This is a genomic window from Ensifer sp. PDNC004, from assembly GCF_016919405.1.
Lineage (GTDB): Bacteria > Pseudomonadota > Alphaproteobacteria > Rhizobiales > Rhizobiaceae > Ensifer.
In genome coordinates this window covers 2,615,122-2,639,854 of record NZ_CP070353.1, presented here as the reverse complement: position 1 = coordinate 2,639,854, position 24,733 = coordinate 2,615,122, and the positions used below count along the sequence as shown (strand labels likewise).

Here is a 24,733-nt window from a genome sequence, read left to right as displayed (position 1 = left end):
CGTCATTCACCGACGTCGTTGAGTTTTCGCACCGCCTCGTCCGACAACCTGAGTTCGGCGGACCGAATGAGGCTCTGCAATTGCGCAAGGCTGGTGGCGCTGGCGATGGGGGCCGTGACGCCTTTGCGCGTGCGGATCCAGGCAAGGGCGATTTCCGCCTGGGTCGCTCCGGTGTCGGCCGAGATGTCGTCGAGCACGCCGAGGATGCGCATTCCGCGTCCGTCGAGATATTTCTCGACGCCGCTGCCGCGCACCGAGCCTTCGAGGTCCTTGTGCGTCCGGTATTTCCCGGAAAGGAAGCCTCGCGCCAGCCCGAAATAGCTGATGACGCCGATCTCCTCGGTGATGCAGAGGTCGCGCAGCGGCCCTTCGAAGGCATCGCGGTCGTAGAGATTATATTCCGGCTGCAGCACCTGATAGCGGGGCAGGCCCTGGTTGGCGGACACGTCGAGCGCCTCGCGCAGTTGCAGCGAATTGAGGTTGGAGGCGCCGATCGCCCGCACCTTGCCTTCGGACAGAAGCTGGTCGTAGGCCGCAAGCGTCTCCTCGTAGGGCGTTTCCGGATCCGGCCAGTGCGAGAGATAGAGGTCGATATGGTCGGTCTGCAGGCGTTTCAGCGAATCCTCGACCGCCTGCAGGATCCACCGGCGCGAAAGTCCCTTGCGATCGGGGCCGAGTTCGGAGCCGACCTTGGTGACGATGACCGCCTTGTCGCGAGACCGGCCCGACTGTTTCAGCCACTTGCCGATGATCGTTTCGGACTCGCCGCCCTGATTGCCGGGCGCCCAGGAAGAATAGACATCGGCGGTGTCGATGGCGTTGAACCCGGCATCGAAAAAGGCGTCGAGCAGCGCGAAAGAGGTCTTCTCATCGGCGGTCCAGCCGAAGACATTGCCGCCGAAGACGAGGGGCGCGATTGTCAGGTCGGTGCGGCCAAGTCTCAGTTTTTCCATGGTTTCGCTCCATTGGACTGGATGAAGGCATGTTGCGATCGGGAGGATTGCGAGGGAAAGATAGGGCAGAAAAGCTGACATTGTCACCCGCCTTTCGGCAATTTTCTGCACGGTACCCTTCTTCGCCAAACAGCGCTCTGCCGCTTGCTAGGTACGTACCTCGGCGCTAGTCTCTGCCGCCAAATCAGGGAGCCTTGTCATGTTACGTTTCGGAATTCTGTCCACGGCCAGGATCGGCCGCGACCTCGTCGTGCCGGCCATTCAGGACGCGGAGAACGCCGTCGTTTCGGCTGTTGCCAGCCGCGACTTCGCCAAGGCCCGGGCCATGGCCGATCGCTTCTCCGCGCCGCATGCCTTCGGTTCCTACGAAGAGATGCTGGCCTCCGACGTCATCGATGCGGTCTATATTCCGCTGCCGACGGCGCAGCATGTGGAGTGGTCGGTCAAGGCCGCCAATGCCGGCAAGCATGTGCTTTGCGAAAAGCCGATTGCGCTGCGTGCCTCCGAGATCGACCAGCTCATCGCCGCGCGTGACCGCAACGGCGTCGTGATCGCCGAAGCCTTCATGGTCACCTACAGCCCGGTCTGGCGAAAGGTCCGCTCGCTGATCGCCGAGGGCGCGATCGGCCGGCTGCGCCACGTCCAGGGTGCCTTCACCTATTTCAACCGCGACCCCAACAACATGCGCAACATCCCGGCGCTCGGCGGTGGCGGCCTGCCGGATATCGGCGTCTACCCGACGATCACCACCCGCTTCGTCACGGGCAAGGAGCCGGTGCGCGTTCAGGCAAGCACCGATCGCGATCCGGAATTCGGCACGGATATCTATTCGAGCGTGCGCGCCGATTTCGGTGATTTCGAGCTGAGCTTCTACATCTCCACCCAGTTGGCGGCCCGCCAGGTCATGGTCTTCCATGGCGACAAGGGCTTCATCGAGGTGAAGTCGCCCTTCAATGCTGACCGCTACGGCCGCGAGGAAGTGGAACTGACGAATCAGAACCACGCCCAGTCCCAGCTCTTCCGCTTCCAGGACGCGCGCCAGTACAAGCTCCAGGCGGAGGCTTTCGCCCGCGCCGCCAGCGGCGAGGACGAGGAAGTGGTGACGCTGGAAAACTCCCGCCTCAATCAGAAATTCATCGACGCGATCTACCGCGCCAGCGCCAAGGACGGTTGGGAGACCATCTGATCGACGGCAAGGGCCCGCCGGTCTTGCCGGCAGGCCCTTGCCTCTTGATCTCCTGCGACCATCCGGTCAGGCAAGCGCTGCCTGTTCTCGTGCGAGGCCCCGCAGCTTGAAGATCAGAAAGTCGGCGACCGTGATCACGCCGATGACGATGAAGCCGATACCTGCGACAGTGAGCAACGGATAGGCCGCGACCAGCAGCGCGACGCTTGCCACCTCCCAGAGGATGTCGCCGGCGATGCTGACGCGTGCCGCCGAAGCGACCGGCCCGCCGTTGCGCGCTGCGGCAAGGTGGAAGATCCCCCAGAAGACCAGCCCGACGCCGAGCATCTTCATCATCGCCGCTGTCGCGGCAGGGCTGAAGAGCGAAGCAAGCGGGGCGGCAAAAAGGATCAGCACGGCGCCGACGGCAAGAGAGTAGATGCCGTCGGCAAGGAAGGTCTTGTTGAGCAGGCTGCGGTTCGAGAGGTTCATCGTCGGCTCCATCGGTTTGTCGATGACCGGAGATTGCCGGTTCGGTGTCATTAAACCAATTACCTCTGAGGTAATGGATTTTACGACCGGCGCGCGCCACTCTCCGGCAGAACGGAGAATCACGATCTATGCAGTTTGGTGAACATCTGAAGGAATGGCGCGGGCACCGCCGCATGAGCCAGCTTGATCTTGCGGTTGCCGCCGGCATCTCGGCGCGCCACCTGTCCTTTCTCGAAACCGGCCGCTCGAAACCGTCGGAGGGCATGATCCTGCGGCTGGCCTCGGTGCTGGAAGTCCCCGCCCGCGACCAGGGCACGCTGTTTTCGGCAGCCGGCTATCGACCGCGCATGGCGACGCGGCCTGCCGCCGGGCTGGACGCCATGCCGCCGGTCGTTGCCAATGCCATCAGACTGATTCTCGCGCGCCACGATCCCTATCCGGGGCTGGTGCTCGACCACGAATATACGCTGCTTGTCGTCAATCCGGCGCTGGCGAGCCTTGCTGTTGCCGCCGACATTCCGTTCCAGCCCGGAGAGAACTTCCTCGACACGTTTCTTGGCAACGACAATGTGCGCAAGCTGGTCGTCAACTGGGAGGCCGCTGCCGCCGATCTGGTGCAGCGGGTCAGGACCGAAGCCTGGTTGCAAGGTCCGCGCAGCCGTCTCGGCAAACGGCTGGAAAAAGCCGCGTCCAATCCGGCCGTGGCGCGTGCGATCGAGAACCATCCGGACACCGACCGGCTGCCGGTTCTGCCGATCGAGCTCGACATCGGCGGCCTGCGACTAAGCTTCATCACCACGCTTCAGACTTTCGGCTCGACCCAGGATGCGCTGGTCGAGGGCGTGCTGATCGAATCCTTCTTTCCGGCGGACGAGGAGACCAGGGCGTTCTTCGAACGCAAGGGATGACGGGCTACCGGTCGCGCTCGATGCCGATGGCGATTGCGCCGCAAATCATCAGCGCGACGCCCATGTTGTAGGCGCCGATCGCTGCCGCCGCCTGGATCCAGTCGCCGTTTGCGCCGGCCAGCGCCAGCAGCCCCGTGCCGGCAAACAGGCAGGCGCGGGCGGATTTGAGGCCGCATATGGCAATGCCGAGGACGAAGGATGCGGTGACGATCATGAGGCCCGGCTATCCCCTTAGGAGTTGATGATGATCATGCCGCTGATGATCAGCGCGGCGCCGAAGGCGTAGCGCAGCGTCACCGCCTCGCCGAGAAAGACGGCGGCGAGCAGCGGCACGATGCAGAAGGTGAGCGCCATGAAGGAATAGGCGATCGTCAGGGGCACCGACTTGATCGTGAAGATCCAGATGATCGTTCCGATGCCATAGACGGCGAGCGCGATCAGCAGGGTCGGGCTGAGGGCCAGGGCCAGAAGTCCCTGGGCACTGGCGTTCCCGGTCTTCGCGCTTGTCAGCTTGAAGAGTATCTGCCCTGCCGAGATCAGCACCGGGGTGAAAAACAACCCGAACCAGACGGTGGGTGCGAGATTGAGGTTCATCGCCATGCCTCACTCCGCCGCGGCAGTTCTGTCTTCGCAATAGAAGATGTCGCGGCCGATATCGACGCATGCGTGCGCGGCTGGAACCGGATGCATCGCCCGCAGGAAGGAGTGGGTGTAGGGGAAGAAATTGAAGTGCGGATTGAAGGTGTAGCGATATTCGCGCTCGCGCGGCACGACGATGATCAGCCGCCGGCGGGTAATCCGGCGAAGCTCGGCGATTGCCTTGCGATAGTCGAGGATGTGCTCGATCACATGCGTGCAGACGACCGTGTCGAATTCGCCGTCGGCAAAGGGCAGGTCTTCGATCATCGCGGCGTGGTATTCGATGCCTTCGATCCGTGCCGCATCGTCGATTGCGAAGTCGACGCCGGCGAGGCGCGTGAGGTCAGGTTTGGTCTCCCGGATCCGCTTCAGGAGAACACCGGTGCCGCAACCAACGTCGCAGACGCTGTCGCCGACGACGCTTGCCGCGATCTTGCGCACGCAGGCTTCGGAATTGTCCGTTCCCTCGTGCACCCGGGGATGCTGCCGGTAGAGGTCCTCGTACTCGTTCGCTGACAGGAACGGTGCCCGTGCGCGAAAGTCGGCGAGATGCGCGATGTGCTTGCCCCAGGCGAGGCTCGCCATGCCCTTGAACAGGCGCGAATCCCTGAGGATCGGTGGAATGACGTCTTCGATCAGGAAGCGGATGCGATTGGTCGTTTCCCGGTTCATCCGCGGCGCTCCCGCACAATGCGTGGTGCCGACTGCAATCCGGCCTCCTGGATGTCGACGCTCTCGGCCGGCATGGCCCGCGAAGGGGTTGCGATGTAGTGCAGCCGGAGCTGCTCGGTGCGGGCGCGCGAGACCGAATCGAGGATCAGGCCTGCCGTGAACGTGATGATCGACATCATCAGCATGGCCAGCGCAAAGACCCAGGTGGGCATGCGCGGCACGAGCCCGGTCGCGAAATATTCGAGCAGGACGGGCATCATGAAGCCGATGCTCGTCGCAAAGAAGGCCATGGCGATCACGCCGAAGAACGTGAAGGGCCGCGTTTCCTTCATGAGCATCGCGAAGGTCCAGAGGATCTTGGCGCCGTCCTTGTAGGTCGACAGCTTGGAATGGGAACCTTCCGGGCGCCGGCCATAGTCCAGTTCAAGTTCCGCGACCGGCAACTTGAGACGCGAGGCATGGACCGACATCTCCGTCTCGATTTCGAAGCCGTTGGAAATGGCCGGGAAGCTCTTGGCAAAGCGCCGCGAGAGCACGCGGTAACCGGAGAAGATGTCGTTGAAATCCGTGCCGAAGATTTCCCGATAGAGAATGTTGAAGAGCCTGTTGCCGAAGGCGTGGCCCTGCCGGCCGGCGTCGTCGTGGACCCCGCGACGCGTTCCGACGACCATGTCTGCGCGCTCGGTGATCAGGGTGCGGATCAGATCTTCCGCATCGGTCGGGCAATAGGTGCTGTCGCCGTCCGCCATGACGTAGATGTCGGCGTCGATATCGGCGAGCATGCGCCGCACCACGTGCCCCTTGCCCTGCCGGCGCTCGCGCACGACGGTCGCGCCGGCGAGCATCGCCTTCAGCGCGGTGCCGTCGGTCGAGTTGTTGTCATAGACGTAGATGCGTGCCGTCGGCAGTGCCGTCTGGAAACCCTGGACCACCTGTCCGATGGTCGACGCTTCGTTGTAGCAAGGCAGGAGAACGGCGATGTTGAAGCGGTCGAACATCAGGGTGGCTCGGTTGCTGTTGGATCGCGCCATCATAGGATCAGGGTGTTAACAAGGTGCCAAGGTGCGCCGCGCGGGGCGGTCCAAGCGGCATGCGCCGCTGCCGTGCGCTTTACGCTTTCTTGATCGCAGGGGCGTAAGCTCCGCGCGATCAAGAGGGGCGTAGACCTATGTCGGGCGGCACGGCAGCACTACCGGAAATGGCGGCGATGCCCAGGCAGCGGCGGTTCTCGTCGAACCTCCTATGGATGGCGCTCGCCTATGGCGTGCCCACGGTTCTTTTCCTCGTCATCCAGTTCATGCGGGCACCGGATTATCTCGGCCGCGACAATGACGATGCCATGCGCCTGGTCGAGGTGCGCGACCTCCTTGCCGGCCAGAGCTGGTTCGACCTGACGCAGCCCCGCCTGGGGCTCGAGGGTGGAACGCTGATGCACTGGTCGCGCCTGATCGACCTGCCGATCGCCGGGCTGATGTTCATGTTCCGGCCCTTTGTCGGCGTGGCGCAGGCGGAAGTCCTGGCGCTGGCGATCTGGCCGATGGCGCTCGCGGTCGCGCTGCTGGCGGTGATGGGGCTCGCCGGACGTCGGGCGGGCGGCACGGCCGCCATGCATTTCTGCCTGGGGCTGACTGCGATCTTCATCGCCACGTCGAACCGCTTCCTCGGGGGCGCGATCGACCACCACAATGTACAACTGGTGCTGGCCGCGGTCATGGTGGCCATGCTCGTCGATCGCCGGTATCGTGCCCTGAACTATGCGCTTGCCGGGGTGGCGGCGGCCATCGCGATCGCCGTCGGTGCGGAAACCACGCCCTTCGTGGCCGTCGTCTGCGCCATCGTTGCCTGCCAATGGCTCTGGGCCGGCCAACCGGCCGCCCGCGCGACCGTCGCATTCGGCCTGTCGCTGGCAACGGGCCTCAGCGTCATCTTCTTTTCGACCGTGCCGCCGCGCCTCTATTTCGTCGCGACCTGCGACAATCTCTCGATCGCCTTCTACTCGCTGGCGCTGACCGGCGGCGTCCTCCTGGCGCTCGCGGCCGTCACGGTCAGCCACCGCGCGCCGGCGCTGCGCCTCGGCGCGCTCGCTCTCTGCGGTCTCGGCGTTGTCGCGGTCGCCCTGGCGGTGGCGCCGCAATGCCTCGGCAATCCGCTGGCCGGTCTCGATCCGCTGCTCGTCGAGCTCTGGCTCGACCAGGTCTCCGAAGCCCGTTCCGTCGCGCTGATCGCGGCGCAGGAGCCGACCAATATCGGCGCTTACTATTTCACCGGCGCCTTTGCCTCGGCCATCTGCGTCTGGCGCATCTGGCGTCGCGACCGGGTCGATCTCCATCTCGTGCTCCTGGCCCTGGTGTTTTCGAGCCTGGCGATCGCGCTTGTCCAGGTCCGCGGCATGGCATTCTCCAACCTGCTCGCCATCGTGCCGATGGCGCTGCTGCTGGCCGATCTGCGCGCGCGGTCGAGCGGCGGAACGGCTGGGGCCCGCGCCTCCCTTCTCTATGTCGGTGCGCTGCTCGTTTCCGTTCCGGCGACGTGGGCCATTGCCGGAACGCTTGCGGAAAAGGGGATCAACGGGTTTGCTGCAACGGAGAGAGCGGTCACCAACGGCGAGGCGTGCCTGAGCGACGTCGCACTTGCCGATATTGAGCGGCTTGCGCCGTCGCTGGTCGTCGGGCCGTCGGATATCGGCGCGACGCTGCTTCGCCGCACGGAACACCGCGTGCTCAGCGCTCCCTATCATCGCAATGCCGCCGGCATGCTCCGCGAGCTGAAGATCGGCCTGGCCGAGCCTGAAGCCGCAGCCGTCCTGTTGCACCAGCTCGGCCAGCCCGTGCTCGCCTTCTGCGCCGTCGACGTGCAAACGCAGATCATAGCTGCCCGCGCCCCCGATGGTCTCTATGCCGACCTCGCCGCCGGGCGCGTGCCGGCGTTTCTGACGCCGCTCCCGGTGTCGGAAGGCTCACCCATCCGGCTCTACACGCTGTCGCCTTGAGCGCCACGCCCCTGGCGCGTGGAAAGCGTGAGGGATGTGCTGGCCTTCGGCGAAGGGTGCGGTAAAAGAGGCAATGGCCTCTTTCTTCGACAACGATTCTCCGAGCAACCTCACCGAATATTCGGTGTCCGAGCTTTCGGGCTCGATCAAGCGAACGGTCGAACAGGCCTTCGACCAGGTGCGCGTGCGCGGCGAGATCTCGGGCTATCGCGGCCCGCATTCCTCGGGCCACGCCTATTTCGCGCTCAAGGACGACCGCGCGCGCATCGACGCGGTGATCTGGAAGGGTACCTTTTCGCGGCTGCGCTTCCGTCCGGAAGAGGGCATGGAGGTGATCGCGACCGGCAAGGTCACGACCTTCCCCGGCTCGTCGAAGTATCAGATCGTCATCGAGACGATGGAGCCGGCCGGAGCCGGCGCGCTGATGGCGCTGCTCGAAGAGCGCAAGCGCAAGCTCGCCGCCGAAGGGCTGTTCGACGCCAATCGCAAGAGGCCGTTGCCCTATATGCCCAAGGTGATCGGCGTCGTGACGTCTCCGACCGGCGCCGTCATCCGCGATATCCTGCACCGCATTGCCGATCGCTTTCCCGTCCATGTCGTCGTCTGGCCGGTTCGGGTGCAGGGCGATGGCTCGGGTGACGAGGTGGCAGCGGCGATCCGCGGCTTCAACGCGGTCGAGCCCGGCGGGCCGATTGCGCGGCCGGATGTGCTGATCGTTGCGCGTGGTGGCGGTAGCCTCGAAGACCTCTGGGGCTTCAACGACGAGGCCGTCGTGCGCGCAGCCGCCGCCTCCGAGATCCCATTGATTTCTGCCGTCGGCCACGAGACCGACTGGACGCTGATCGACTATGCCGCGGACCAGCGCGCGCCGACGCCGACGGGTGCTGCCGAAATGGCAGTGCCGGTCAGGGCCGATCTCGAAGCCGGTCTCTCTGGCCTGTCGGCCCGCCTCAAGTCGGCCGTCGGCCGCCAGATGGACAATCGCCGCCAGTCGGTGCGGGCGCTCGCACGGGCGCTGCCGTCGCTCGACCAGTTGCTGGCGTTGCCGCGCCGCCGCTTCGACGAGGCCGCCCTCGGGCTCGGGCGCGGCCTCACGATGAACACAGCCAACAAGCGGCGCCAGTTCGAGCGCGCCTCGGCCGAGTTGCGTGCCGATCTTCTCAAGGGCAAGCTTTCCGAGCGCCGCCAGCGCCTGGTCGACGCCATGAACAAGGCCGACCGCATCGTCGAGCGGCAAGTACATCGCGGCGAGGCGCGGGTTTCGGCGGCCGACGCTGCACTGCGCGCCTTGCCTTCGCGCCTCATCGGCCAGATCCATCGCGCATCCGATCGCGTGGCCGGCCTTGCGGCCCGGTCCGATGCGGCCGTGCGCGCCGACGTCCGCCGCCTGCGCAGCGTCATCGTCGCCCAGGACCGCATCCTGCAGTCGCTTTCCTATCGCAACGTCCTGCAGCGCGGCTTTGCGCTGGTGCGTGACGCCGAAGGCGGGCCGGTGCGCCAGGCTGCATCCGTCTCGGTTGGCATGACGCTCAGCCTGGAGTTCGCCGACGGTCGCGTTTCGGCGATTGCCGGCGAAGGCGAGGGCGAGCCGGCTTCCCCGCCGACGGCGCCGCGCAAGAAGCAGACAAAACCTGCAGAGGCGGCGGGGGACCCGCCGAAACAGGGCAACCTGTTCTAGCGCGTCATCCCGCTGTCATGGCGACGGCGTAACGCCAGCGTTCCCACGAGAGCGACGGAGCCCGGCATGGTCGAGCGAGCCAAGATTATCTTCATCCACGGGGCCTCCAGCAGCGGAAAATCGACGCTGGCGCGGGCGGTCCAGGCGCAGATGGGCGAGCCGTTCTGGCATGTCTCGATCGACCATCTTCGCGATTCGGGAACGTTGCCGATGGAACGGTTCCGCCGCGGCGATTTTTGCTGGAAGGAACATCGAGCGCGCTTCTTCGACGGGTTCCACCGCTCGCTGGTCGCCTATGCGTCAGCCGGCAACAATCTCCTGCTGGAGCACATTCTCGAGGAGCCCGGCTGGGCGTCTGAGCTCGCGGTGATGTTTCAGCCGTTCGACGTGTTCTTTGTCGCGCTTCACTGTGAACTCGACGAACTGGTCCGGCGCGAACGGCTTCGCGCCGACCGGCCGATTGGCAGCGCCGCGGATGATTTTCACCGCATTCACTTCGGACAACGTTACGATCTGGAGCTCGGTCCGGGGCAGGCCGCCGAGGACCAAGCCGCGCAGTTGATTTCCGCCTGGTCGGTGCGCCGCGCGCCCTCCGCCTTCGACGCACTGGCGCTGGAGGCGCGGGCAGGATCTGGAGGATCTCAGGTCTAAGAACAGTGAGCCGGCTATCCTTCTTCGGTGCCGCTCGTCGCTCGCGAAAAACGGCATTGTATTCGGTTGATTTTTCAGCTCATTTTCCCGGCTACGGATCTTGATTCCAGATCGATATGTTAGGGAACGCCGGATGCGCATCCTGCTCGTGCTTGCTCACCCGCTCGAAGACAGTTTTGCCGCAAGCGTGGCGCGTCAGGCGCGCGCCGCCTTGGAGGCGAACGGTCATTCGGTCGACTTGCTCGACCTCTATCGCGAGGATTTCGATCCGCGCCTCACCGTTGCCGAGCGCGGCAGCTACTTCACCGACGCCTATGACCGCTCAAGCGCGGCAGATTGGATCGCGCGGCTGCAGGCGGCCGACGGGCTGGTGCTCGTCTTTCCGCAATGGTGGTTCAATTTTCCGGCGATCCTGAAGGGCTTCTTCGATCGCGTCTTTGCCCCGGGCGTCGCCTTCGACAACGACCCGGCCGGCGGTCGCATCATTCCGCGGCTCAACAATATCAAGCTCTTCTGGGCGCTGACGACGACCGGCTCGCCCTGGTGGGTGGTGCATCTCTATATGGGCAATCCGGTGAAGCGGCTGTTGAAGCGCGGCATCGCCGCCTTCTGCGCCAAGGGGCTGAACTTCCGCATGCTGGCGCTGCACGACATGGACCGGGCGACCGACGCCAAGCGCAAGGCGCATCTGGAGCGCGTCCGCCGGCTTGCCTCAAGTCTATGATCGCAGCTACTCGAACGTCGCGAGATATTTGCGCAGCAGTGCGTTGAGCACCACGCGTTCCTCGGGCGAGAGCGCGGAAACCACGCGATGCTGGTTGGCCACATGCGCGGTCGCGGCTTCGTCGACACGGCGCAAGCCTTCTTCCGTCAAGGCGATGATCACGCCCCGCCTGTCCTCGGGATTGGCGATCCGTTCGACGAGCCCCGCCTTTTCCAACTGATCGATGCGGTTCGTCATGGTGCCGGAACTGACCATGGTCGTATCGAGAAGTTCTCCGGGCGAAAGCCGATAGGGCGGCCCGGACCGACGAAGCGTCGCAAGCACGTCGAAGCTCGACGCATTCAACCCGCGTTCGGAAAACGACTTTTCGATTTCACGGGCGATATGTGTCGAGACCCGTGAGAGCCGGCCAAGCAGGCCCATGGCCGAAACGTCAAGGTCCGGCCGCTCCCGGTGCCATTGGGCCAAAATCCTGTCGACGCGATCCATCAATACCCCCATGCATTTATCTCAGCATAGAGTATCTTGACTTAGAGATAAACCGCGTTATTCTCAATTTATCTTGATATAGAGATTCTTGAGGTAAAGATATGAGCTCGAACCGCACCGTCGACCTTGCCTTGACCGCGCTGGCACCTGCCATTTGGGGCAGCACCTACCTCGTCACCACGCAGTTCCTGCCGTCCGGCTATCCGCTGACGGTCGCCATGCTACGGGCGCTTCCGGCCGGGCTGCTCCTGCTCCTCATCGTTCGGCGGTTGCCGGAAGGCATCTGGTGGCCGCGCACCTTCGTGCTCGGCGCACTCAACTTTTCCTTCTTCTGGGCGATGCTCTTCGTTTCGGCTTACAGGCTGCCGGGCGGCGTCGCCGCCACGGTGGGTGCCGTACAGCCGCTGATCGTCATCCTCCTGTCGCGCGTCTTCCTGGGCTCGCCGATCCGTCTGCTCAGCGTCGTCGCCGGCCTTGCGGGCATCGCCGGCGTTGCCCTACTGGTGCTCACGCCCGGCGCCGCGCTCGATCCGCTCGGGGTGCTCGCCGGTCTCGCCGGCGCGGTCTCCATGGCCTTCGGCACGGTGCTCAGCCGCCACTGGGCGCCGCCGGTGCCGCCGCTCACCTTCACCGCCTGGCAATTGGCGGCTGGTGGCCTCATGCTCGTGCCGGTGGCGCTGTTCTTCGAGCCGTCGCTGCCGCCGCTGACGACGGCCAACGTCCTCGGTCTTGCCTATCTCGGCCTGATCGGCGCCGCCTTCACCTATCTGCTCTGGTTCCGCGGCCTCTCGCGCCTCGAGCCTTCTGCCGTCTCGCCGCTCGGTTTCTTGAGCCCCGTCGTCGCCATCCTGCTCGGCTGGGGCGTGCTCGGAGAGCAACTGACACCGGTCCAGGCGCTCGGCATCCTCGTCGTCTTCCTCAGCGTCTGGCTCAGCCAGCGCGCGCAACTCGCCCCGAAGGTGCGACCGGCGCGGGCCTGAAAGCGGGCTTGCAACCACAGGGCATGCGCTTCACATTGCCGGGACCTCAATTCCCAGGAAGCGCATGCCGCAATGACCGAGCACCTGACGCCGGCGCACTATTTTGATCTCCTCCGTTTCGCCAGGCGCCAGACGCGCCGCGCAGCAGAAGCGGAGGATTTGCTGCATGAGGCGCTGATCGTGGCGCTCAAGGCAGGGCGCTTTCCGACCGGCAGCGATCGCGCCTGGTTCTGCGGCGTTCTCCGCAAGCTCGCAGCGATGCAGGCGCGTACTGCCGCTCGCCGACTTCGCCGGGAGCAGCAGCTTGATATCCCAGAAGCGGAAGACGCCAGTTCCGCCGATCCGCTCGCCTTCGCCGCCACGCTTTCCCCCAGTCTCAGGATCGTGATGCTGCTTGCGATCGCCGGCCACAATCGCCTCGAAATCCGTCACCTCCTTGGCATTTCCGATGAAGCGCTGCGCCAGCGCATCCTGATGCTGCGCCGGGCCTGGCGTGATGCCGGCCATGTCGAGACCAGTCTGGAGTTGACCGGGCTTCGTTATCCGCTCGAAAGCGGCCGTATTCGTCAGGCCCTGCTGCCGGTCACCCGCGGCGGCCGCGCCGCCTTTGCCAGCCACGATCCGGACGGCCATCTCTTCGCGATCAATTTTTCGCCGCGCGTGTCTCACGAAACGGCAACCGGCGGCAACAAGCCGGCGTAACAAGCACAAGGGAATCAACCAATGCTGTCGAAACCACGTATCGGGGCCATCTGCTACTTCGTCTCGGAACTTACCCGGACGGAAGCCTTCTACCGTGATGTCCTGGGTCTCAACGTCCAGCGCATGGAGGACGACGAAGCCGGCGCCTGGCTGATGGCCAAGATAGAAGACGAGGTCGAATTGATCTTTTTCGTCGCGGAAAGCAAACCGGGCAACACGCCGATCGTCGTGTTCGATCTCGCCGAAGGCGGCATCGACGATGTCGTGGGCGGCCTCGCCGAAAAGGGAACCACCATCGTCACGCCGGTGAGCCATGCGCCCGGCGGCTGGTCAGCGGAGTTCGCCGATCCCGATGGTCATGTCCTGTCGCTCTACCAGTCGGCGGAGATGCCGCGTCTGAAGCGGGCTGCCAACGCTTGAAGGGGCAGTTTCCCCAATAGAAAAGGCCGCCGCATGTCCTGCGGCGGCCACAAGCCTTTCAGGCCGGACGATACTGGGGAGGGGCGTGATCAGGCCCATTCGCCCTTTCGCATGACCGGGACGCGGCTGCCGTCGGCGCGCACGCCGTCGATGTCGACCTGGCCCGAGCCGATCATCCAGTCGATGTGAATGAGGCTGGAATTGCCGCCCTGGGCGCGGATCTGGTCAGGTGTCAGCTTGGCGTCGTCGACGAAGCAGCCGGAATAGCACTGGCCGAGCGCGATGTGGCACGAGGCGTTTTCGTCGAACAGCGTGTTGTAGAACAGGATGCCGCTTGCCGAGATCGGCGAGGAATGCGGCACCAGAGCCACTTCGCCGAGCCGGCGCGCGCCCTCGTCGGTGTCGAGCACCTTGTTCAGTACTTCCTCGCCGCGCGATGCCTTGGCTTCGACGATCCGGCCGCCCTCGAAACGCACTTGGATGTTGTCGATCAGAGTGCCCTGGTGCGACAATGGCTTGGTCGAGGAGACATGGCCTTCGACACGCAGCGCATGCGGGGTCGTGAACACCTCCTCGGTCGGGATGTTCGGGTTGCAGGTGAAGCCGTTCTTGGCCTCCGATGCGCCGCCGCACCAGAGATGGCCATCGGCAAGCCCGACGGTCAGATCGGTGCCCGGGCCGGTGAAGTGCAGCGCTGCAAAGCGTTCGCCGTTCAGCCAGGCCGAGCGCCGGGCGAGGTTGGCGTTGTGCTCCTTCCAGGCGGCCACCGGATCGGCGACGTCGACGCGCGAGGCGGCGAAGATGGCGTTGGCGAGCTTCTCGACGGCAACCTCTTCCGGATCATTAGGGAAGACGAGCTTCGCCCAGGACGGGTTCGGGTAGGAGACGATGTTCCAGTTGATGTCGAAGTTGGAGATCTTTTCGAGCGCCGGCTTGTACGCGATCGAGTTCGCCTTGTTGGCGCGCGCCACCTTGGCCGGATCCTGCGCCGACAGCATCATCGGGTTGTCGCCGGAGATCGCAAGCCGCGCTGCACCACCGGCGAAAGCTTCGGCCATGCCCTTGAACAACCAGTCGCTTGCCCGGTCGAAGCTCTCGTCCGGTGCATAGGCATAACGCGAAAGCGTCGTGTCCTCGTCCGAATAGAGAGTCGTCACGAGGCCTGCACCGGCCTTGTAGGCGTGCTTGGTGATAAGGCGAACAAGCGGCATCGCCGCGACCGGCGCGGTCATGACAAGGTCCTGGCCGCGCTGAAGCTGCAGGCCGACCTGGATCGCGACTTCCGCGAGCTTGTCGAGTTTCACCGGGTCGATCGGATCGGGCGTATTGGCGGGAAAGGTCATGATCTACCTGTCTTTCTGAAATCGGAAGAAGAAGACTTAGAGCGCTTTGCGGCGAAAATGAAGGCTGAGTGCCGGAGGTTTGGTGCAATCAGCGCGCGCCGAGGGCCGCACGCACCCGCTCGACATTGCTCCTGTGCACGGCCTCGTACGGCGCGAAATAAAGGATCGCGCCGGAGGCGATATCCGCGGCGGCGAATTCCTTGAGCGTGCCTGTGGCAGCACCGGTCGAGATCGCCTGCGTCAGCCGCTCGATGTAGCCGCGATTGGCGTCGATCAGGTCCGGCCCGTAGCCGCCGCTGGCGATGCGTTCGCGGTCGCCGTGGGCCGGGAGAATCCGAGCAATCGGCCACTGCCGCAGGCGCATGAGTTCGGCGATGTGCGTCGCCGTCCGATCGGCCTCGCTGATGAAGGTCGTCGTATCCTCGAGCGTATCGCCGGCCAGTAGCAACTTTTCCTCGGGCAGCCAGATCACGTTGCCGTCGGCGCTATGGATGGCGAAGTGATGCAGTTCCACCGGCCGCGTCCCGACGGTCAGCAGAAGCGTCTCGTCGAACAGCCGGCTCGGCATGACGAGCGGCTGGATCGGTGGCGTCGCCGTTTCGATCTTCTCGCGGTTCTCGTCAAGCTTCTCTGCCGTCAGCCTGAGCGCGATGATCTCGCAATCGGCAAAGACGGCATTTCCGGCCACGTGGTCCTTGTGCCAATGGCTGAGCACGACGCGGATCGTGGTGACGCCAAGGCTTTCGAGGTGGTTGCGGATCGCCCGGGCGTGATCGAGCGAGATATGGGTGTCGTAGACCAGCGCCTCGCGGCCGTCGACGATGGCGTAGGAGGCGACGCCGAGTTCGTAGGCGCCGTCATCGAGCCAGTTTGCCGCCTGCGAATAGAGCCGCACTCCGGCAACGCGCCCGTCATAGTAGGCATAGACGCCGGGATAGGGCTCAAGAATCGTCAGGGTCGAGATCATGTCGGTCACAAGGCGCTCCTCCAGCATGGCTTGCGCCCTGTCATAGAGCAGGCGCGCGCCAAACTGAAGGACGGCGTGATCTCGCGCTCTTCGCTATGCCTGTCCGGCGCGCAGCAGATAGGCGTCGTGCTCCCTGAGAAAGGTCATCAGCCGCTCACCGTAATCCGGCGTCACGGCCGCCTTGACGCTCGGCCGCTCGGCGAGCGCCTTGCGCCAGGCGCCGACACGATCGAGTCCGTCGAAAATGCCGTGATCTGCAAGCGTGTCGAAGAGATCGAAGTAACGGAAGATCGGTGCGAAGACCGCATCGACGAGCGAAAATTGTGTGCCGGCAAAGTAGGGGCCGTCGCCGAGCGCCGCTTCCATGGTCGCAAACTTGCCGGCGACCGCCTGGCGCTTCTGCTCGTAGGTTTCCTGGTCCCGGGCGGTCTCGAAGCCCCAGAGATCCGAAAGGATCGACGAGCCGAATTCCATCCAGCCGCGATGCCGGGCGCGCTCCAGCGCATCTTGCGGGTGAAGCTTCGGGCCGGCTTGGCTTTCCTCGACATATTCGGCGATCACGGAGCTTTCGAACAGCACCGCTTCGCCGCTCTGCTGCGGCACCTGCAACAGCGGCACCTTGCCGAGCGGCGAAACCTTCAGGAACCAGTCGGGCTTGGCCTTGAGGTCGATATAGGTCCGCTCGAAGCGAACGCCTTTTTCGTCGAGCGCGATCGAGGCGCGCTGCACATAGGGGCAGAGATGGTGGCTGACGAGGATAAGCATGGCGATCTCCCGGTTGAACAAAAGTAGATGCACATGCATGTATGTGGGCTTGCTTCGACTTTCAAGATGGATGTAATTGCATCTATGAGCAAAGAAACGAAAACCGACAAAAGAGGCCCTGGCCCAGACGCGACCGCAGCCTGGATCGGGCTGATGCGCGCGCGCGAATGCGTGCTTGCGCGGATCGAGGCCGATTTCAAGGCGGCCAGCCTGCCGCCGCTCGGCTGGTACGACGTGTTGTGGGAACTGGTTCAGGCGGAAGACGGCCGGCTGCGGCCCTTCGAGATCGAGGCGCGGACCCTCCTTGCGCAGTACAATCTTTCGCGTCTGATCGATCGTCTGGTGAAGGAAGGCCTTGTCCGCCGCGAAACCTTCGACGCCGACGGTCGCGGCCAATGGGTTGTCATCACCGAGGCCGGCCGGGCGATGCGCGCCCGCATGTGGCAGACCTACGGCCCGTCGATTGAGGCCCATGTCGGTGCCCGGCTGACAGAAGCGGAAGCGCGGCAACTGGCGGCGCTGCTGGCGAAGCTAAGATAGCGGCTTCTAGTTTTGGAAAGTGACATCGCAGGCGTTGAATTGCGACGTCGACACGAATTGCCCCACTCTCAAGTTAGGCCGAGGATGAGGGGGACGAACGGGCGCCACGCGTCTCCTTCGCCCCGCTTGCGGAGGGGGAGGCCGGCAGGCCGGATGAGGGGGCTGATGCGGCGAACGTCAATCCAGGACGCCGTCGTCGCCTAGCTGCTCAGCCCGAACGACTTCTCCAGCGCTTCCCAGGTCTCGTCCATGGCGAAGGTGCCGGAGAGATAGGGAATGGCCACGTGTCCATAGAGTGGCGAAAGCTGCCACTCGGCCGTTTCCTCGTCGACCCCTGCGATCTGCTGCAGGTAGATCGTCGAGACGAGCCCGGTGCGGTCGGCGCCGGCCTTGCAGTGGATCAGAAGCGGCTTCGGTGCGTCCCGAAGGATCGCCATCAGCACGTCGGTTTCCTTGCGGTCGATCTCGGCCGAAGCGGACATGGGGAAGTTGATGAGCCGGATACCGTTGCGCTCTGCGGCGGCAACCTCTTCGCGATACCAGCGCTCGTCCGGTTTCTCGCCGCGCAGGTTGAGAATTGTGCGGATGCCGTAGGCCTTGGAGTATGCGGCGATTGCTTGCGGCGTCGGCTGCGCCGAACGGTAGACCTCACCGGCCACGAGCGTATGGAAATTGCCGGTCCACTGAAGACCGACGAGGTAGATGACCGTGGCCGCGACCAGCGCTGCCATGCCGACAGCGAGGCGCTTTAAAAGACGCTTCGCGTTGGGAAAACTTGCAAATGCCATGAGAGAGACCCGACGCCGTTCGAAAGCGGGCATGCATGTGAAAGTTGCACTTCCCGTCCCCGCATCAGCGGCTCATATAAGGCATCTGTGATATTTTGATGGCAGCGCCTCAGGCGATGAGCGGTGCGGCGATCGCCTTTAGCGCGGACTGGGCGTCGCGCGGTGCGAGCCGCACCTGCAGGCCGCGCTGCCCGCCATTGATGTAGACCTGCGCTTCGGCAAGTGCTGCCTCCTCGATCGCCGTCGGCACCAGCTTCTTCTGGCCGAACGGGCTGATGCCGCCGACATGGTAGCCGGTCAGCCGCTCGGCGTCCGCCGGCTTCATCATAGCCGCCGACTTGCCGCCGAAGGCAGCGGCGAGCTTCTTCATGCTGACCTCGCGGTCGGAGGGCACGACGCAGCAGACCGGCTTGCCGTCGACCTCGGCCATCAGCGTCTTCAGCACCCGGCCCGGATCCTCGCCGAGCGCCTCGGCCGCCTGCAGGCCGACGCGCTCCGCATTGGGATCGTAGTGATAGGCATGCACGCTGAAGGCGACGCCGGCCTTCGAAAGCATCTGCGTGGCGCGCGTGGTCTTCGACATCGTCGTCGCTCCGAATGGGATCAGGCTTTGGCGAGCACGGCCTCGTAGAGGTCCGGCTTGAAGCCGATCAGCAGGTTGCCGTCGGCTTCGAGCACCGGGCGCTTGATCATCGAGGGCTGAGCGAGCATCAGCGCGATTGCCTTCTGCGCGTCGAGGTCCTGTCGATCGGCCTCGTCGAGTTTGCGGAAGGTCGTGCCGGCGCGGTTCAGCACCGTTTCCCACCCGGCTTCCTTGCACCAGCGCTCCAGATGCGGGCGGTCGATGCCCTCGGCCTTGTAGTCGTGGAAGCGATAGGCGACGCCCCGGCCGTCGAGCCATGTGCGCGCCTTCTTCATCGTGTCGCAGTTCTTGATGCCGTAAATCGTAACCGTCATGCCCATGCTCCAGCCGCAGCGAACAATTCCCGAACGCCGGGAATCGCGCAATTTCAAAGCGTGGCAGGAGTGATAGCCGCCCGATGCGCGGGAGGGAAGACCGAGACCTTGCGTCAGGTCACGCCGGCATAGCGCCCCGGCTTGTGATTGATCGCCAGCGTCATGTTGACGACCGCCGCGCCGATCACCGAAAGTACCAGGTTCGATGGCGGCAGCACGAAGAAGGCGGCCGCCAGAATGGCGAGATCGACTGCCAGCTGGAAATAGCCGGCACGGATGCCGAACCTCTCTTGGAGATAGATTGCGACGATGTTGATTCCGCCAATCCCGGTGCGATGGCGAAAGAGGATCAACAGGCCCATGCCCATCAGCCCGCCGCCGACAACCGCCGCATAGATCGGGTCGAGCCGGGCGATCTCCACCCAGCCGGCGGTCAGCCGGGAAAACAGCGAAACGAGACTGACGGCGATGAAGGTGCGCAGTGCAAACATCCAGCCGAGCCGATTGACCGCCAGGATGTAGAAGGGCAGGTTGACGAGCGAAAAGACCAGCCAGAACTCGGCGCCGGTCGCATATTGCAGCAGCAGCGCCAGACCCGACGTGCTGCCCGTAAGCAGCATCGCCTTGCTGTAGATGATGATGCCGAGCGACATGATCAGCGTGCCCGTCAGGATCGCCAGCGCATCCTCGTAGAGGCGATGGCGTTCGGTCGGGGTTTCTGTCGCGTCGATGCTGCGCTCGGCCATCATGGTCCTCAGAGGTTCTTGAAGTTGGCGATGACGCCGTCGACTTCCGCCGTCTTCAGGCCGGCAATGTTGATACGGCCGGAACCGGGCATGTAGATGCCATGCTCGTTCCGAAGCCGCATGACGTCGGCCTCGGCGAGCGGCAGCAGCGAGAACATGCCTTCCTGGCTGGCGACGGCGCCGAGCGCCTGCCAGCGATCGCGCAGGCCTTCGGCGAGCGCGCGGCGGATGTTGGTGATGCGCAGCCGCATGGTTTCGAGCTCTTCTTGCCAGTCACGCTTGAGCTCGGCGTCGGAAAGGATCATCCGCACGATGGCAGCACCGTGATCCGGCGGCATCGAGTAGCTGGTGCGGGCAAGGCCGGCGAGGTTGGAACGGACCGTATCGGCCGACGACGACGAGCTCGTCACCGCGAAGATCGCGCCGGCGCGCTCGCGGTAAAGCCCGAAGGACTTGGAGCAGGAGACCGCAACCAGCGCTTCCGGCACGACGCCGATCAGGTGGCGGAGCCCGGCGACATCCTCATCGAGGCCGCGGCCGAAGCCCTGATAGGCGAGGTCGACGAGCGGCAGCAGGCCGCGCTCGGCGATGACGGCGGCAAGCTCCATCCACTGCGCCTCAGTGATGACACCGCCGGTCGGGTTGTGGCAGCTCGCATGCAACAGCACGGCGTCGCCGGCTGCAGCACCCTGGAGTGCCGTCATCATGTTGTCGAAGAGCACGGTCTGCGTCGGCACGTCGAAGAACGGGTAACCGGCGGGCTCTAGGCCTGCGGTCTTGAAGATGCTGGCATGGTTCGGCCAGCTCGGGAGCCCGATCCAGATGCGCTTGCCGCCCATCTGGTGAATGAGGTCGGCGGCGAGCCTGAGCGCGCCGGAGCCGCCCGGCGTCTGCACGCCGGCGATATGGCTGCGATCGATCGTGTTGCCACCGACCAGCGTCCAGAGATGGTCGAGGAAGACGAGGTCGCCTTCGGGGCCGACATAGGATTTGCTGTCCTGCGTTTCGAGCAGGCGCTTCTCCGCCGCCTTCACGGCGCGGAAGATCGGCGTGTGGCCGGTTTCGTCGCGGTAGACGCCGACGCCGAGATCGACCTTTCCGGGGCGCTCGTCCTTGCGGTAAAGCCCGATCAGGGCCAGCAACGGATCATCGGGTTGGCGGGTCAGAGCGTCGAACATGCCGGAAATTCCCCCTTGAATGGCAGCGATGCGATATCGGTCGAGAAAGCCTGCCGGCCGCCGTTCATCCGGCTGCCCTGCGGCTTTCTTCTTAAGTCAGCGCAAGCGCAAAATCGATGCGATATTTGCCACGGCGACAATATCGACAGCGTGCTATTTGCGCAAAACTCTGCAATTGATTTGCTGATTTGCGCGCTAGGGGCCGAGGATGGTTGAAAAGGTAGCGATGGAATTGGATCAGATCGACCGGCGGATCATCCGCCTGCTGGTGGAGGATGCATCGCTCAGCAACAATGCGCTTGCGGCGCGGGTCGGCCTTTCGCCGGCGCCGCTGTCGCGCCGCCTTGCCCGGCTCTATGCGGCCGGCGTCATCCGCCAGACGGTGGTCGTCGATCCGAAGGCAGCTGGCATCGGCTTCCAGGCCTTTGTCGAGGTGACGCTGGAGCGCACCGCAAGCAAGGTCGGCCAGCGCTTCATAGAGCTGGTGTCGCGCATGCCGGAGGTGGTGGAATGCCACACGGTCGCCGGCGATTTCGACTTTCTCCTGAAGATCGCGGTGCGCGACGTTGCCGATTACAAGCGCCTGCTCTGGAGCGAATTCGAGCAGATCGCCGAGATCAAGACCTTGCGCTCGACCATCCTGCTCGACAGCCCAAAGATGACGGCCGCCACGGGGGCGTGACGGCCGCTTGAACATTCAATGGCAGGCCTAGGCTTCGAGCGACCCGGGTTTGCGCATGGCGCTCGACGGCGCAGCGCAGGCGATCTTCATCAGGTCCGAGCGTCGGCGTGCAAGGCGCGTCGAGACGCGGGTGACGATCAGCCCGTCCTGCGGCGCGCGCACTTCGAGGGCACCATCCGCCTGGCCGGGGCGCGTAAGGATCGTTGCGAGCAGGTCGCCGGTCTTCACGCTCTCGCCGATATCCCGGTGGAACAGGATGGCGCCGGCCTCAGGGGCCCGGATCATTTCGATGTTGTCGAGCGGCGCGACGATGGCGGCGAAGGGGGCGATCGTTTCTTCGTCACCGGTCACGACGCCGCGGGCGACGAGGAAGCGGAAGACGCCTTCGGCATCCTTGCGGGCAAGCTCCGGATAGACGTCGCGCGTGCCGCGAAGCTCGACCGTCACCGAGAGGCGTCCCGGCAGGCGCGTCTTCTTCTGCCCGGTTTCGTATTTCCAGGCATAGGCGACAGCCTCTTCGAAGGCGGAGCTTTCGCCGTCCGAAAGGAACACCGCTTCCATGTCGAGGGCCGAGGCGAGGTCGCCGGCTTCCGGCCAGAAGGCGTCGTCGATATAGGCGTATTGCAGTGCCTCGTCGTCGCAATGAAGATCGAGCATCAGGTCGGCGCCGAGCGCCATATGCAGTAGCTGCCTCTTCAGCCGGTCCGTTGCGGAGTAACGGTCGAGATCGTCGATCAGCCGGTCACGGTCGCCGAGCGCAATCAACGGGAAATCACGGTTGAAGTTCGTGCGCGACCCAAGGTCGAAGCGGCCCTGCAGCTCGCCGAAATGCGACTGCGCGGCTCCGATCGGGTTTGCCTGGGGTACGACGGTGATGTCGCCAAGGATGGCGCCGTCCTTCTCCGCCTGTTGCAGCCGCTGCAGCAGGAAATGCGCAAGAGCAGTGCCCGGCAGCTCGTTGGCGTGCAACGCCGCCTGGATGTAGGTCTTGGGTGCGGCGGCCGCCCTGCCCTTGAAACGGAAGACCGGCAGGCGCCATTCGATGCCGGGCGTATCGCCGGCGATGATGATTTCGGAAACGTCCATGGGCTCCTCCCGTTTCGTATGCTGGTGGCGCTTATCGGCATTCCGGCGGCGCTCCGCAAGTCGCTAAAACAGAGGTGCGCTTTCGGGTTGCGCCGATGGCGCTTTGCCTTTGACATGGAGGGCCGGCCTATTGTTCCTTGAACCGTCACCAAAGGCAGGAAACCGCAAGATGATCCTCATCGGCCAATACGACTCCCCCTTCGTGCGACGCGTGGGCATCGCGCTCAGCCTCTACGACATTCCGTTTGAACACCGTCCGTGGTCGTCCTTCGGCAACGCCGACGAGCTTCGCGTCTACAATCCATTGACGCGCGTGCCGACGCTGGTGCTGGACGATGGGACGGTGCTTGCCGACAGCCATATCATCCTCGATTATCTCGACAGTCTCGTTTCCGACGACCGGGTCCTGCTCCCGCGAACGGAACCGGCGCGCCATCGGGCGCTGAGGGTCGCCACGCTTGCGACCGGCCTCGGCGACAAGGCCGTCAGCCTCTTTTACGAGAAAAGGCTGCACGGCGCGGTCTCGGCGCTCTGGGTCGACCGCTGCCGTCGCCAGATCGAAGAGACGCTTCAGGTTCTCGAAACGAGCCGCTCGGAAGGCACGGGCGCCTACTGGTTCGGCGAGCGCATCGGCCATGCGGATATTGCCGTTGCGGCCGTGTTGCGCTTCCTCAAGGAGGTGCATCCCGATCTGGTCGCGGTGGCGCGCTATCCGCGCCTGCAGGCGCATGCAGACATGCTTGAAGCGCTTCCGGTGTTCCAGACGATCAGCCAGCCCTTCATCCCGCCGGCATGAGGGGCAGGGCTTCTCGTCGAAGCCTGGCCGCCACATCACCAAGGCGTGATTGCCCGGCTACCTTCAGCCCGGTGCAATTTCCATCATCCGGTCACAAACGCGGCAGATTCTCGTGGTGAGGCTGGCGTTCAGGAGCCTCTTGGGCGTTTGGTGCCTCTGGCAAAGGGGAATTTCCATGAAAATCACCCGCATTGCAGCCCTCACCGTTCTCTCGCTTTCTCCCTTCTTTTTTTCATCCGGCGCACACGCACTGAGCATGAGCGAGTGCAGCGCGAAGTATAAGTCGGCGCAGGCTGCCGGCTCGCTCAATGGCATGAAGTGGAACGATTTCCGAAAAGCCCAGTGTGGCACGGAAGCTGCCGCCAAGCCGACCGCCATGACCAATGAAGAGCCCACTGCAAGCAACACGGAAAGTGCTCCGGAACCGGCCGCGACGACGGCCAAGGCGCCGAAGGGCGTGGTCTTCCCGAGCAAGGTCGATGCGAAATACTCTACGGAAACAGCCGGCAAGGCGCGCATGCACACCTGCCTCGACCAGTACAACGCCGACAAGGCGAACAATTCATTGAACGGCCTCACCTGGATCAAGAAGGGTGGCGGCTACTACAGCATCTGCAACACGCAATTGAAGCATTCCTGATCTCAGGCCGTCCCGGCAGTCGGCATTTCGAGCCGCTGCCGCTCGATGCTGTCTCGCGGTGACCTGCCTTTGGCTGCGGCAACCCGTAAGCCGCCAAAGGCAGGTCATGGCACCGCGGGCGCTTTAGCGCGCCGGCAGCAGCGGCCAGCGGGCGAGGATCTTCGCGGAGCCCGTCCCCTTGCGCGCATGGATCAGCACGAGTTCGCGCTCCACCCAGGAGACCGGCTCTGAAACGCGGATCTCCGGCGCGACCCGATCGTTCCGGTAAAGCGTCATGTGAGGGATTGCCGCGAGCGGGCGTTTGAGCGCCCCGATCTGCCGGACCAGCGCGCTGAAGCCCGGTGCGGCGTCGCTCGTCGTCAGGGTGCGTGGGCGGTCGCGGCCATTGCCGTTGCTGACCAGCCTGTCGAGGTGGATCTCGACCGGCGGCACGTCGATGCACGCACCCTGCCGCAGCGCATCCGCGACCGCGAAGTCGGGTATGCCGCGGCCCTGCCAGCGCTTGTCGACGGAGACGTGCAGGCGATCGGGCCGGTAGATGAAGCCGTCCGCCGCCTGGTCGGCGAAATCCCTTTCGGCGATTGCCAGCGCCTGCGTGGCGGCGGGCTCGTCCGGAAGCAGCGCGAAGTAGAGGATCTCGGTTGCCGGAGCCGGCTGGGGATCACCGAGATCGAATGCGAATTGGTTCGACGACACGGCATCCTCCACCGCCCGGGGCGCGCGCCACGACATGTGGCCTCAAAGGCAGATGGGGATGCCGGCCGACAATGCCAAGGACATCCG

The 24,733-nt window shown here is 64.5% G+C and carries 31 protein-coding genes; 14 read left to right on the top strand and 17 right to left on the bottom strand.

What is annotated here, in order from left to right; genetic code table 11:
* Positions 1 to 2: 2 nt before the first annotated feature.
* Positions 3 to 953, bottom strand: coding sequence for an aldo/keto reductase (locus JVX98_RS21100; RefSeq protein ID WP_205237319.1), 951 nt, complete (start codon positions 951 to 953; stop codon positions 3 to 5).
* Between the two features lie 199 nt (positions 954 to 1,152).
* On the opposite strand from JVX98_RS21100, the gene JVX98_RS21095 reads away from it, so the two are divergent.
* Complete coding sequence (locus JVX98_RS21095) at positions 1,153 to 2,139, top strand: Gfo/Idh/MocA family protein (RefSeq protein WP_205237318.1); 987 nt, start codon at positions 1,153 to 1,155, stop codon at positions 2,137 to 2,139.
* A gap of 66 nt (positions 2,140 to 2,205) precedes the next feature.
* Here JVX98_RS21095 and JVX98_RS21090 read toward each other — a convergent pair whose 3' ends face one another.
* Complete coding sequence (locus JVX98_RS21090; RefSeq protein WP_205237317.1) at positions 2,206 to 2,610, bottom strand: hypothetical protein; 405 nt, start codon at positions 2,608 to 2,610, stop codon at positions 2,206 to 2,208.
* A 128-nt stretch (positions 2,611 to 2,738) separates the two neighbouring features.
* On the opposite strand from JVX98_RS21090, the gene JVX98_RS21085 reads away from it, so the two are divergent.
* Complete coding sequence (locus tag JVX98_RS21085; protein ID WP_043617066.1) at positions 2,739 to 3,518, top strand: helix-turn-helix domain-containing protein; 780 nt, start codon at positions 2,739 to 2,741, stop codon at positions 3,516 to 3,518.
* A 4-nt stretch (positions 3,519 to 3,522) separates the two neighbouring features.
* Here JVX98_RS21085 and JVX98_RS21080 read toward each other — a convergent pair whose 3' ends face one another.
* Genes JVX98_RS21080 through JVX98_RS21065 form a run of 4 tightly spaced genes read right to left on the bottom strand, consistent with a single transcriptional unit; the run spans position 3,523 to position 5,860 of the window.
* Complete coding sequence (locus JVX98_RS21080; protein WP_043617063.1) at positions 3,523 to 3,732, bottom strand: hypothetical protein; 210 nt, start codon at positions 3,730 to 3,732, stop codon at positions 3,523 to 3,525.
* 17 nt (positions 3,733 to 3,749) lie between these two features.
* Positions 3,750 to 4,118 (bottom strand): transporter, encoded by a 369-nt coding sequence (locus JVX98_RS21075; RefSeq protein ID WP_245281632.1) that lies wholly within the window; start codon positions 4,116 to 4,118, stop codon positions 3,750 to 3,752.
* Between the two features lie 3 nt (positions 4,119 to 4,121).
* Entirely contained in the window at positions 4,122 to 4,829 is a 708-nt protein-coding gene (locus JVX98_RS21070; RefSeq protein WP_205237316.1) for a bifunctional 2-polyprenyl-6-hydroxyphenol methylase/3-demethylubiquinol 3-O-methyltransferase UbiG, read from the bottom strand.
* Positions 4,826 to 5,860: a glycosyltransferase family 2 protein gene (locus JVX98_RS21065; protein ID WP_205237315.1), complete on the bottom strand. Its 1,035-nt coding sequence runs from the start codon at positions 5,858 to 5,860 to the stop codon at positions 4,826 to 4,828. Before JVX98_RS21065 ends, JVX98_RS21070 begins: the two co-directional genes overlap by 4 nt.
* Positions 5,861 to 5,997: 137 nt before the next feature.
* Here JVX98_RS21065 and JVX98_RS21060 point away from each other — a divergent pair, with 137 nt between their 5' ends.
* The 4 genes from JVX98_RS21060 (at position 5,998) to JVX98_RS21045 (ending at position 10,871) form a co-directional block, all read left to right on the top strand.
* A complete protein-coding gene (locus JVX98_RS21060; protein WP_205237314.1) occupies positions 5,998 to 7,818 on the top strand; it encodes a hypothetical protein in 1,821 nt (606 codons plus the stop codon).
* Positions 7,819 to 7,891: 73 nt separating this feature from the next.
* Entirely contained in the window at positions 7,892 to 9,496 is a 1,605-nt protein-coding gene (gene xseA / locus JVX98_RS21055; RefSeq protein WP_205237313.1) for an exodeoxyribonuclease VII large subunit, read from the top strand.
* Positions 9,497 to 9,562: 66 nt separating this feature from the next.
* Complete coding sequence (locus JVX98_RS21050) at positions 9,563 to 10,147, top strand: chloramphenicol phosphotransferase CPT family protein (protein WP_205237312.1); 585 nt, start codon at positions 9,563 to 9,565, stop codon at positions 10,145 to 10,147.
* Positions 10,148 to 10,280: 133 nt separating this feature from the next.
* Entirely contained in the window at positions 10,281 to 10,871 is a 591-nt protein-coding gene (locus tag JVX98_RS21045) for an NAD(P)H-dependent oxidoreductase (RefSeq protein ID WP_205237311.1), read from the top strand.
* A gap of 6 nt (positions 10,872 to 10,877) precedes the next feature.
* On the opposite strand, the gene JVX98_RS21040 is transcribed toward JVX98_RS21045, so the two are convergent.
* Complete coding sequence (locus JVX98_RS21040; RefSeq protein WP_371742533.1) at positions 10,878 to 11,360, bottom strand: MarR family winged helix-turn-helix transcriptional regulator; 483 nt, start codon at positions 11,358 to 11,360, stop codon at positions 10,878 to 10,880.
* Between the two features lie 101 nt (positions 11,361 to 11,461).
* Here JVX98_RS21040 and JVX98_RS21035 point away from each other — a divergent pair, with 101 nt between their 5' ends.
* The 3 genes from JVX98_RS21035 (at position 11,462) to JVX98_RS21025 (ending at position 13,462) form a co-directional block, all read left to right on the top strand.
* The gene (locus JVX98_RS21035; protein WP_043617053.1) at positions 11,462 to 12,340 is read left to right on the top strand and encodes an EamA family transporter; all 879 of its coding nucleotides are present in this window, start codon (positions 11,462 to 11,464) and stop codon (positions 12,338 to 12,340) included.
* A gap of 72 nt (positions 12,341 to 12,412) precedes the next feature.
* Positions 12,413 to 13,042, top strand: coding sequence for an RNA polymerase sigma factor (locus tag JVX98_RS21030; protein WP_205237310.1), 630 nt, complete (start codon positions 12,413 to 12,415; stop codon positions 13,040 to 13,042).
* Positions 13,043 to 13,063: 21 nt separating this feature from the next.
* Positions 13,064 to 13,462, top strand: coding sequence for a VOC family protein (locus tag JVX98_RS21025; RefSeq protein WP_205237309.1), 399 nt, complete (start codon positions 13,064 to 13,066; stop codon positions 13,460 to 13,462).
* Positions 13,463 to 13,551: 89 nt separating this feature from the next.
* Here the strand turns inward: JVX98_RS21025 and JVX98_RS21020 are convergent, their stop codons facing one another.
* The 3 genes from JVX98_RS21020 to JVX98_RS21010 all read right to left on the bottom strand — a co-directional run bounded on the left by JVX98_RS21020 (position 13,552) and on the right by JVX98_RS21010 (position 16,537).
* Entirely contained in the window at positions 13,552 to 14,805 is a 1,254-nt protein-coding gene (locus tag JVX98_RS21020) for an aminopeptidase (protein ID WP_205237308.1), read from the bottom strand.
* Positions 14,806 to 14,893: 88 nt separating this feature from the next.
* Positions 14,894 to 15,799, bottom strand: coding sequence for an MBL fold metallo-hydrolase (locus JVX98_RS21015; RefSeq protein WP_205237307.1), 906 nt, complete (start codon positions 15,797 to 15,799; stop codon positions 14,894 to 14,896).
* A 66-nt stretch (positions 15,800 to 15,865) separates the two neighbouring features.
* Complete coding sequence (locus JVX98_RS21010; protein ID WP_246764922.1) at positions 15,866 to 16,537, bottom strand: glutathione S-transferase family protein; 672 nt, start codon at positions 16,535 to 16,537, stop codon at positions 15,866 to 15,868.
* 84 nt (positions 16,538 to 16,621) lie between these two features.
* On the opposite strand from JVX98_RS21010, the gene JVX98_RS21005 reads away from it, so the two are divergent.
* Positions 16,622 to 17,077: a MarR family winged helix-turn-helix transcriptional regulator gene (locus tag JVX98_RS21005; protein WP_246764921.1), complete on the top strand. Its 456-nt coding sequence runs from the start codon at positions 16,622 to 16,624 to the stop codon at positions 17,075 to 17,077.
* A 200-nt stretch (positions 17,078 to 17,277) separates the two neighbouring features.
* Here the strand turns inward: JVX98_RS21005 and JVX98_RS21000 are convergent, their stop codons facing one another.
* The 5 genes from JVX98_RS21000 to tatA all read right to left on the bottom strand — a co-directional run bounded on the left by JVX98_RS21000 (position 17,278) and on the right by tatA (position 20,746).
* On the bottom strand, positions 17,278 to 17,865 hold the full coding sequence (locus JVX98_RS21000) for a dual specificity protein phosphatase family protein (RefSeq protein ID WP_246764920.1): 588 nt from the start codon (positions 17,863 to 17,865) through the stop codon (positions 17,278 to 17,280).
* Between the two features lie 109 nt (positions 17,866 to 17,974).
* Positions 17,975 to 18,448 (bottom strand): Cys-tRNA(Pro) deacylase, encoded by a 474-nt coding sequence (gene ybaK, locus JVX98_RS20995; RefSeq protein ID WP_205237304.1) that lies wholly within the window; start codon positions 18,446 to 18,448, stop codon positions 17,975 to 17,977.
* Between the two features lie 20 nt (positions 18,449 to 18,468).
* Complete coding sequence (locus JVX98_RS20990; RefSeq protein ID WP_192448108.1) at positions 18,469 to 18,822, bottom strand: ArsC family reductase; 354 nt, start codon at positions 18,820 to 18,822, stop codon at positions 18,469 to 18,471.
* A 113-nt stretch (positions 18,823 to 18,935) separates the two neighbouring features.
* A complete protein-coding gene (locus JVX98_RS20985) occupies positions 18,936 to 19,568 on the bottom strand; it encodes a YitT family protein (RefSeq protein WP_205237303.1) in 633 nt (210 codons plus the stop codon).
* An 8-nt stretch (positions 19,569 to 19,576) separates the two neighbouring features.
* Positions 19,577 to 20,746, bottom strand: a complete 1,170-nt coding sequence (tatA, locus tag JVX98_RS20980) for a tyrosine aminotransferase (protein ID WP_192448107.1) — start codon at positions 20,744 to 20,746, stop codon at positions 19,577 to 19,579.
* A 15-nt stretch (positions 20,747 to 20,761) separates the two neighbouring features.
* On the opposite strand from tatA, the gene JVX98_RS20975 reads away from it, so the two are divergent.
* A complete protein-coding gene (locus tag JVX98_RS20975; protein WP_205237302.1) occupies positions 20,762 to 20,962 on the top strand; it encodes a hypothetical protein in 201 nt (66 codons plus the stop codon).
* A 10-nt stretch (positions 20,963 to 20,972) separates the two neighbouring features.
* Positions 20,973 to 21,428, top strand: a complete 456-nt coding sequence (locus JVX98_RS20970) for an Lrp/AsnC family transcriptional regulator (RefSeq protein ID WP_246764919.1) — start codon at positions 20,973 to 20,975, stop codon at positions 21,426 to 21,428.
* Positions 21,429 to 21,455: 27 nt separating this feature from the next.
* Here the strand turns inward: JVX98_RS20970 and JVX98_RS20965 are convergent, their stop codons facing one another.
* Positions 21,456 to 22,514, bottom strand: a complete 1,059-nt coding sequence (locus JVX98_RS20965) for a succinylglutamate desuccinylase/aspartoacylase family protein (RefSeq protein WP_205237301.1) — start codon at positions 22,512 to 22,514, stop codon at positions 21,456 to 21,458.
* A 169-nt stretch (positions 22,515 to 22,683) separates the two neighbouring features.
* Between JVX98_RS20965 and JVX98_RS20960 the strand changes: the two genes are divergently transcribed.
* Together JVX98_RS20960 and JVX98_RS20955 are read left to right on the top strand one after the other, a co-directional pair.
* Positions 22,684 to 23,310 carry a glutathione S-transferase family protein gene (locus JVX98_RS20960; protein ID WP_205237300.1) on the top strand — a complete coding sequence of 209 codons (627 nt, stop codon included), beginning with the start codon at positions 22,684 to 22,686 and terminating at the stop codon, positions 23,308 to 23,310.
* 175 nt (positions 23,311 to 23,485) lie between these two features.
* On the top strand, positions 23,486 to 23,950 hold the full coding sequence (locus JVX98_RS20955; protein ID WP_043625866.1) for a hypothetical protein: 465 nt from the start codon (positions 23,486 to 23,488) through the stop codon (positions 23,948 to 23,950).
* 123 nt (positions 23,951 to 24,073) lie between these two features.
* On the opposite strand, the gene JVX98_RS20950 is transcribed toward JVX98_RS20955, so the two are convergent.
* Positions 24,074 to 24,646 carry a 2'-5' RNA ligase family protein gene (locus tag JVX98_RS20950; RefSeq protein WP_205237299.1) on the bottom strand — a complete coding sequence of 191 codons (573 nt, stop codon included), beginning with the start codon at positions 24,644 to 24,646 and terminating at the stop codon, positions 24,074 to 24,076.
* Positions 24,647 to 24,733 lie beyond the last annotated feature (87 nt).

Coding starts and splice junctions, on each gene's coding strand:
- JVX98_RS21100 (WP_205237319.1), bottom strand. CDS start 953: ATGGAAAAACTGAGACTTGGCCGCACCGACCTGACAATCGCGCCCCTC.
- JVX98_RS21095 (WP_205237318.1), top strand. CDS start 1,153: ATGTTACGTTTCGGAATTCTGTCCACGGCCAGGATCGGCCGCGACCTC.
- JVX98_RS21090 (WP_205237317.1), bottom strand. CDS start 2,610: ATGAACCTCTCGAACCGCAGCCTGCTCAACAAGACCTTCCTTGCCGAC.
- JVX98_RS21085 (WP_043617066.1), top strand. CDS start 2,739: ATGCAGTTTGGTGAACATCTGAAGGAATGGCGCGGGCACCGCCGCATG.
- JVX98_RS21080 (WP_043617063.1), bottom strand. CDS start 3,732: ATGATCGTCACCGCATCCTTCGTCCTCGGCATTGCCATATGCGGCCTC.
- JVX98_RS21075 (WP_245281632.1), bottom strand. CDS start 4,118: ATGGCGATGAACCTCAATCTCGCACCCACCGTCTGGTTCGGGTTGTTT.
- JVX98_RS21070 (WP_205237316.1), bottom strand. CDS start 4,829: ATGAACCGGGAAACGACCAATCGCATCCGCTTCCTGATCGAAGACGTC.
- JVX98_RS21065 (WP_205237315.1), bottom strand. CDS start 5,860: ATGGCGCGATCCAACAGCAACCGAGCCACCCTGATGTTCGACCGCTTC.
- JVX98_RS21060 (WP_205237314.1), top strand. CDS start 5,998: ATGTCGGGCGGCACGGCAGCACTACCGGAAATGGCGGCGATGCCCAGG.
- xseA (WP_205237313.1), top strand. CDS start 7,892: ATGGCCTCTTTCTTCGACAACGATTCTCCGAGCAACCTCACCGAATAT.
- JVX98_RS21050 (WP_205237312.1), top strand. CDS start 9,563: ATGGTCGAGCGAGCCAAGATTATCTTCATCCACGGGGCCTCCAGCAGC.
- JVX98_RS21045 (WP_205237311.1), top strand. CDS start 10,281: ATGCGCATCCTGCTCGTGCTTGCTCACCCGCTCGAAGACAGTTTTGCC.
- JVX98_RS21040 (WP_371742533.1), bottom strand. CDS start 11,360: ATGGATCGCGTCGACAGGATTTTGGCCCAATGGCACCGGGAGCGGCCG.
- JVX98_RS21035 (WP_043617053.1), top strand. CDS start 11,462: ATGAGCTCGAACCGCACCGTCGACCTTGCCTTGACCGCGCTGGCACCT.
- JVX98_RS21030 (WP_205237310.1), top strand. CDS start 12,413: ATGACCGAGCACCTGACGCCGGCGCACTATTTTGATCTCCTCCGTTTC.
- JVX98_RS21025 (WP_205237309.1), top strand. CDS start 13,064: ATGCTGTCGAAACCACGTATCGGGGCCATCTGCTACTTCGTCTCGGAA.
- JVX98_RS21020 (WP_205237308.1), bottom strand. CDS start 14,805: ATGACCTTTCCCGCCAATACGCCCGATCCGATCGACCCGGTGAAACTC.
- JVX98_RS21015 (WP_205237307.1), bottom strand. CDS start 15,799: ATGCTGGAGGAGCGCCTTGTGACCGACATGATCTCGACCCTGACGATT.
- JVX98_RS21010 (WP_246764922.1), bottom strand. CDS start 16,537: ATGCTTATCCTCGTCAGCCACCATCTCTGCCCCTATGTGCAGCGCGCC.
- JVX98_RS21005 (WP_246764921.1), top strand. CDS start 16,622: ATGAGCAAAGAAACGAAAACCGACAAAAGAGGCCCTGGCCCAGACGCG.
- JVX98_RS21000 (WP_246764920.1), bottom strand. CDS start 17,865: ATGGCATTTGCAAGTTTTCCCAACGCGAAGCGTCTTTTAAAGCGCCTC.
- ybaK (WP_205237304.1), bottom strand. CDS start 18,448: ATGTCGAAGACCACGCGCGCCACGCAGATGCTTTCGAAGGCCGGCGTC.
- JVX98_RS20990 (WP_192448108.1), bottom strand. CDS start 18,822: ATGACGGTTACGATTTACGGCATCAAGAACTGCGACACGATGAAGAAG.
- JVX98_RS20985 (WP_205237303.1), bottom strand. CDS start 19,568: ATGGCCGAGCGCAGCATCGACGCGACAGAAACCCCGACCGAACGCCAT.
- tatA (WP_192448107.1), bottom strand. CDS start 20,746: ATGTTCGACGCTCTGACCCGCCAACCCGATGATCCGTTGCTGGCCCTG.
- JVX98_RS20970 (WP_246764919.1), top strand. CDS start 20,973: ATGGAATTGGATCAGATCGACCGGCGGATCATCCGCCTGCTGGTGGAG.
- JVX98_RS20965 (WP_205237301.1), bottom strand. CDS start 22,514: ATGGACGTTTCCGAAATCATCATCGCCGGCGATACGCCCGGCATCGAA.
- JVX98_RS20960 (WP_205237300.1), top strand. CDS start 22,684: ATGATCCTCATCGGCCAATACGACTCCCCCTTCGTGCGACGCGTGGGC.
- JVX98_RS20955 (WP_043625866.1), top strand. CDS start 23,486: ATGAAAATCACCCGCATTGCAGCCCTCACCGTTCTCTCGCTTTCTCCC.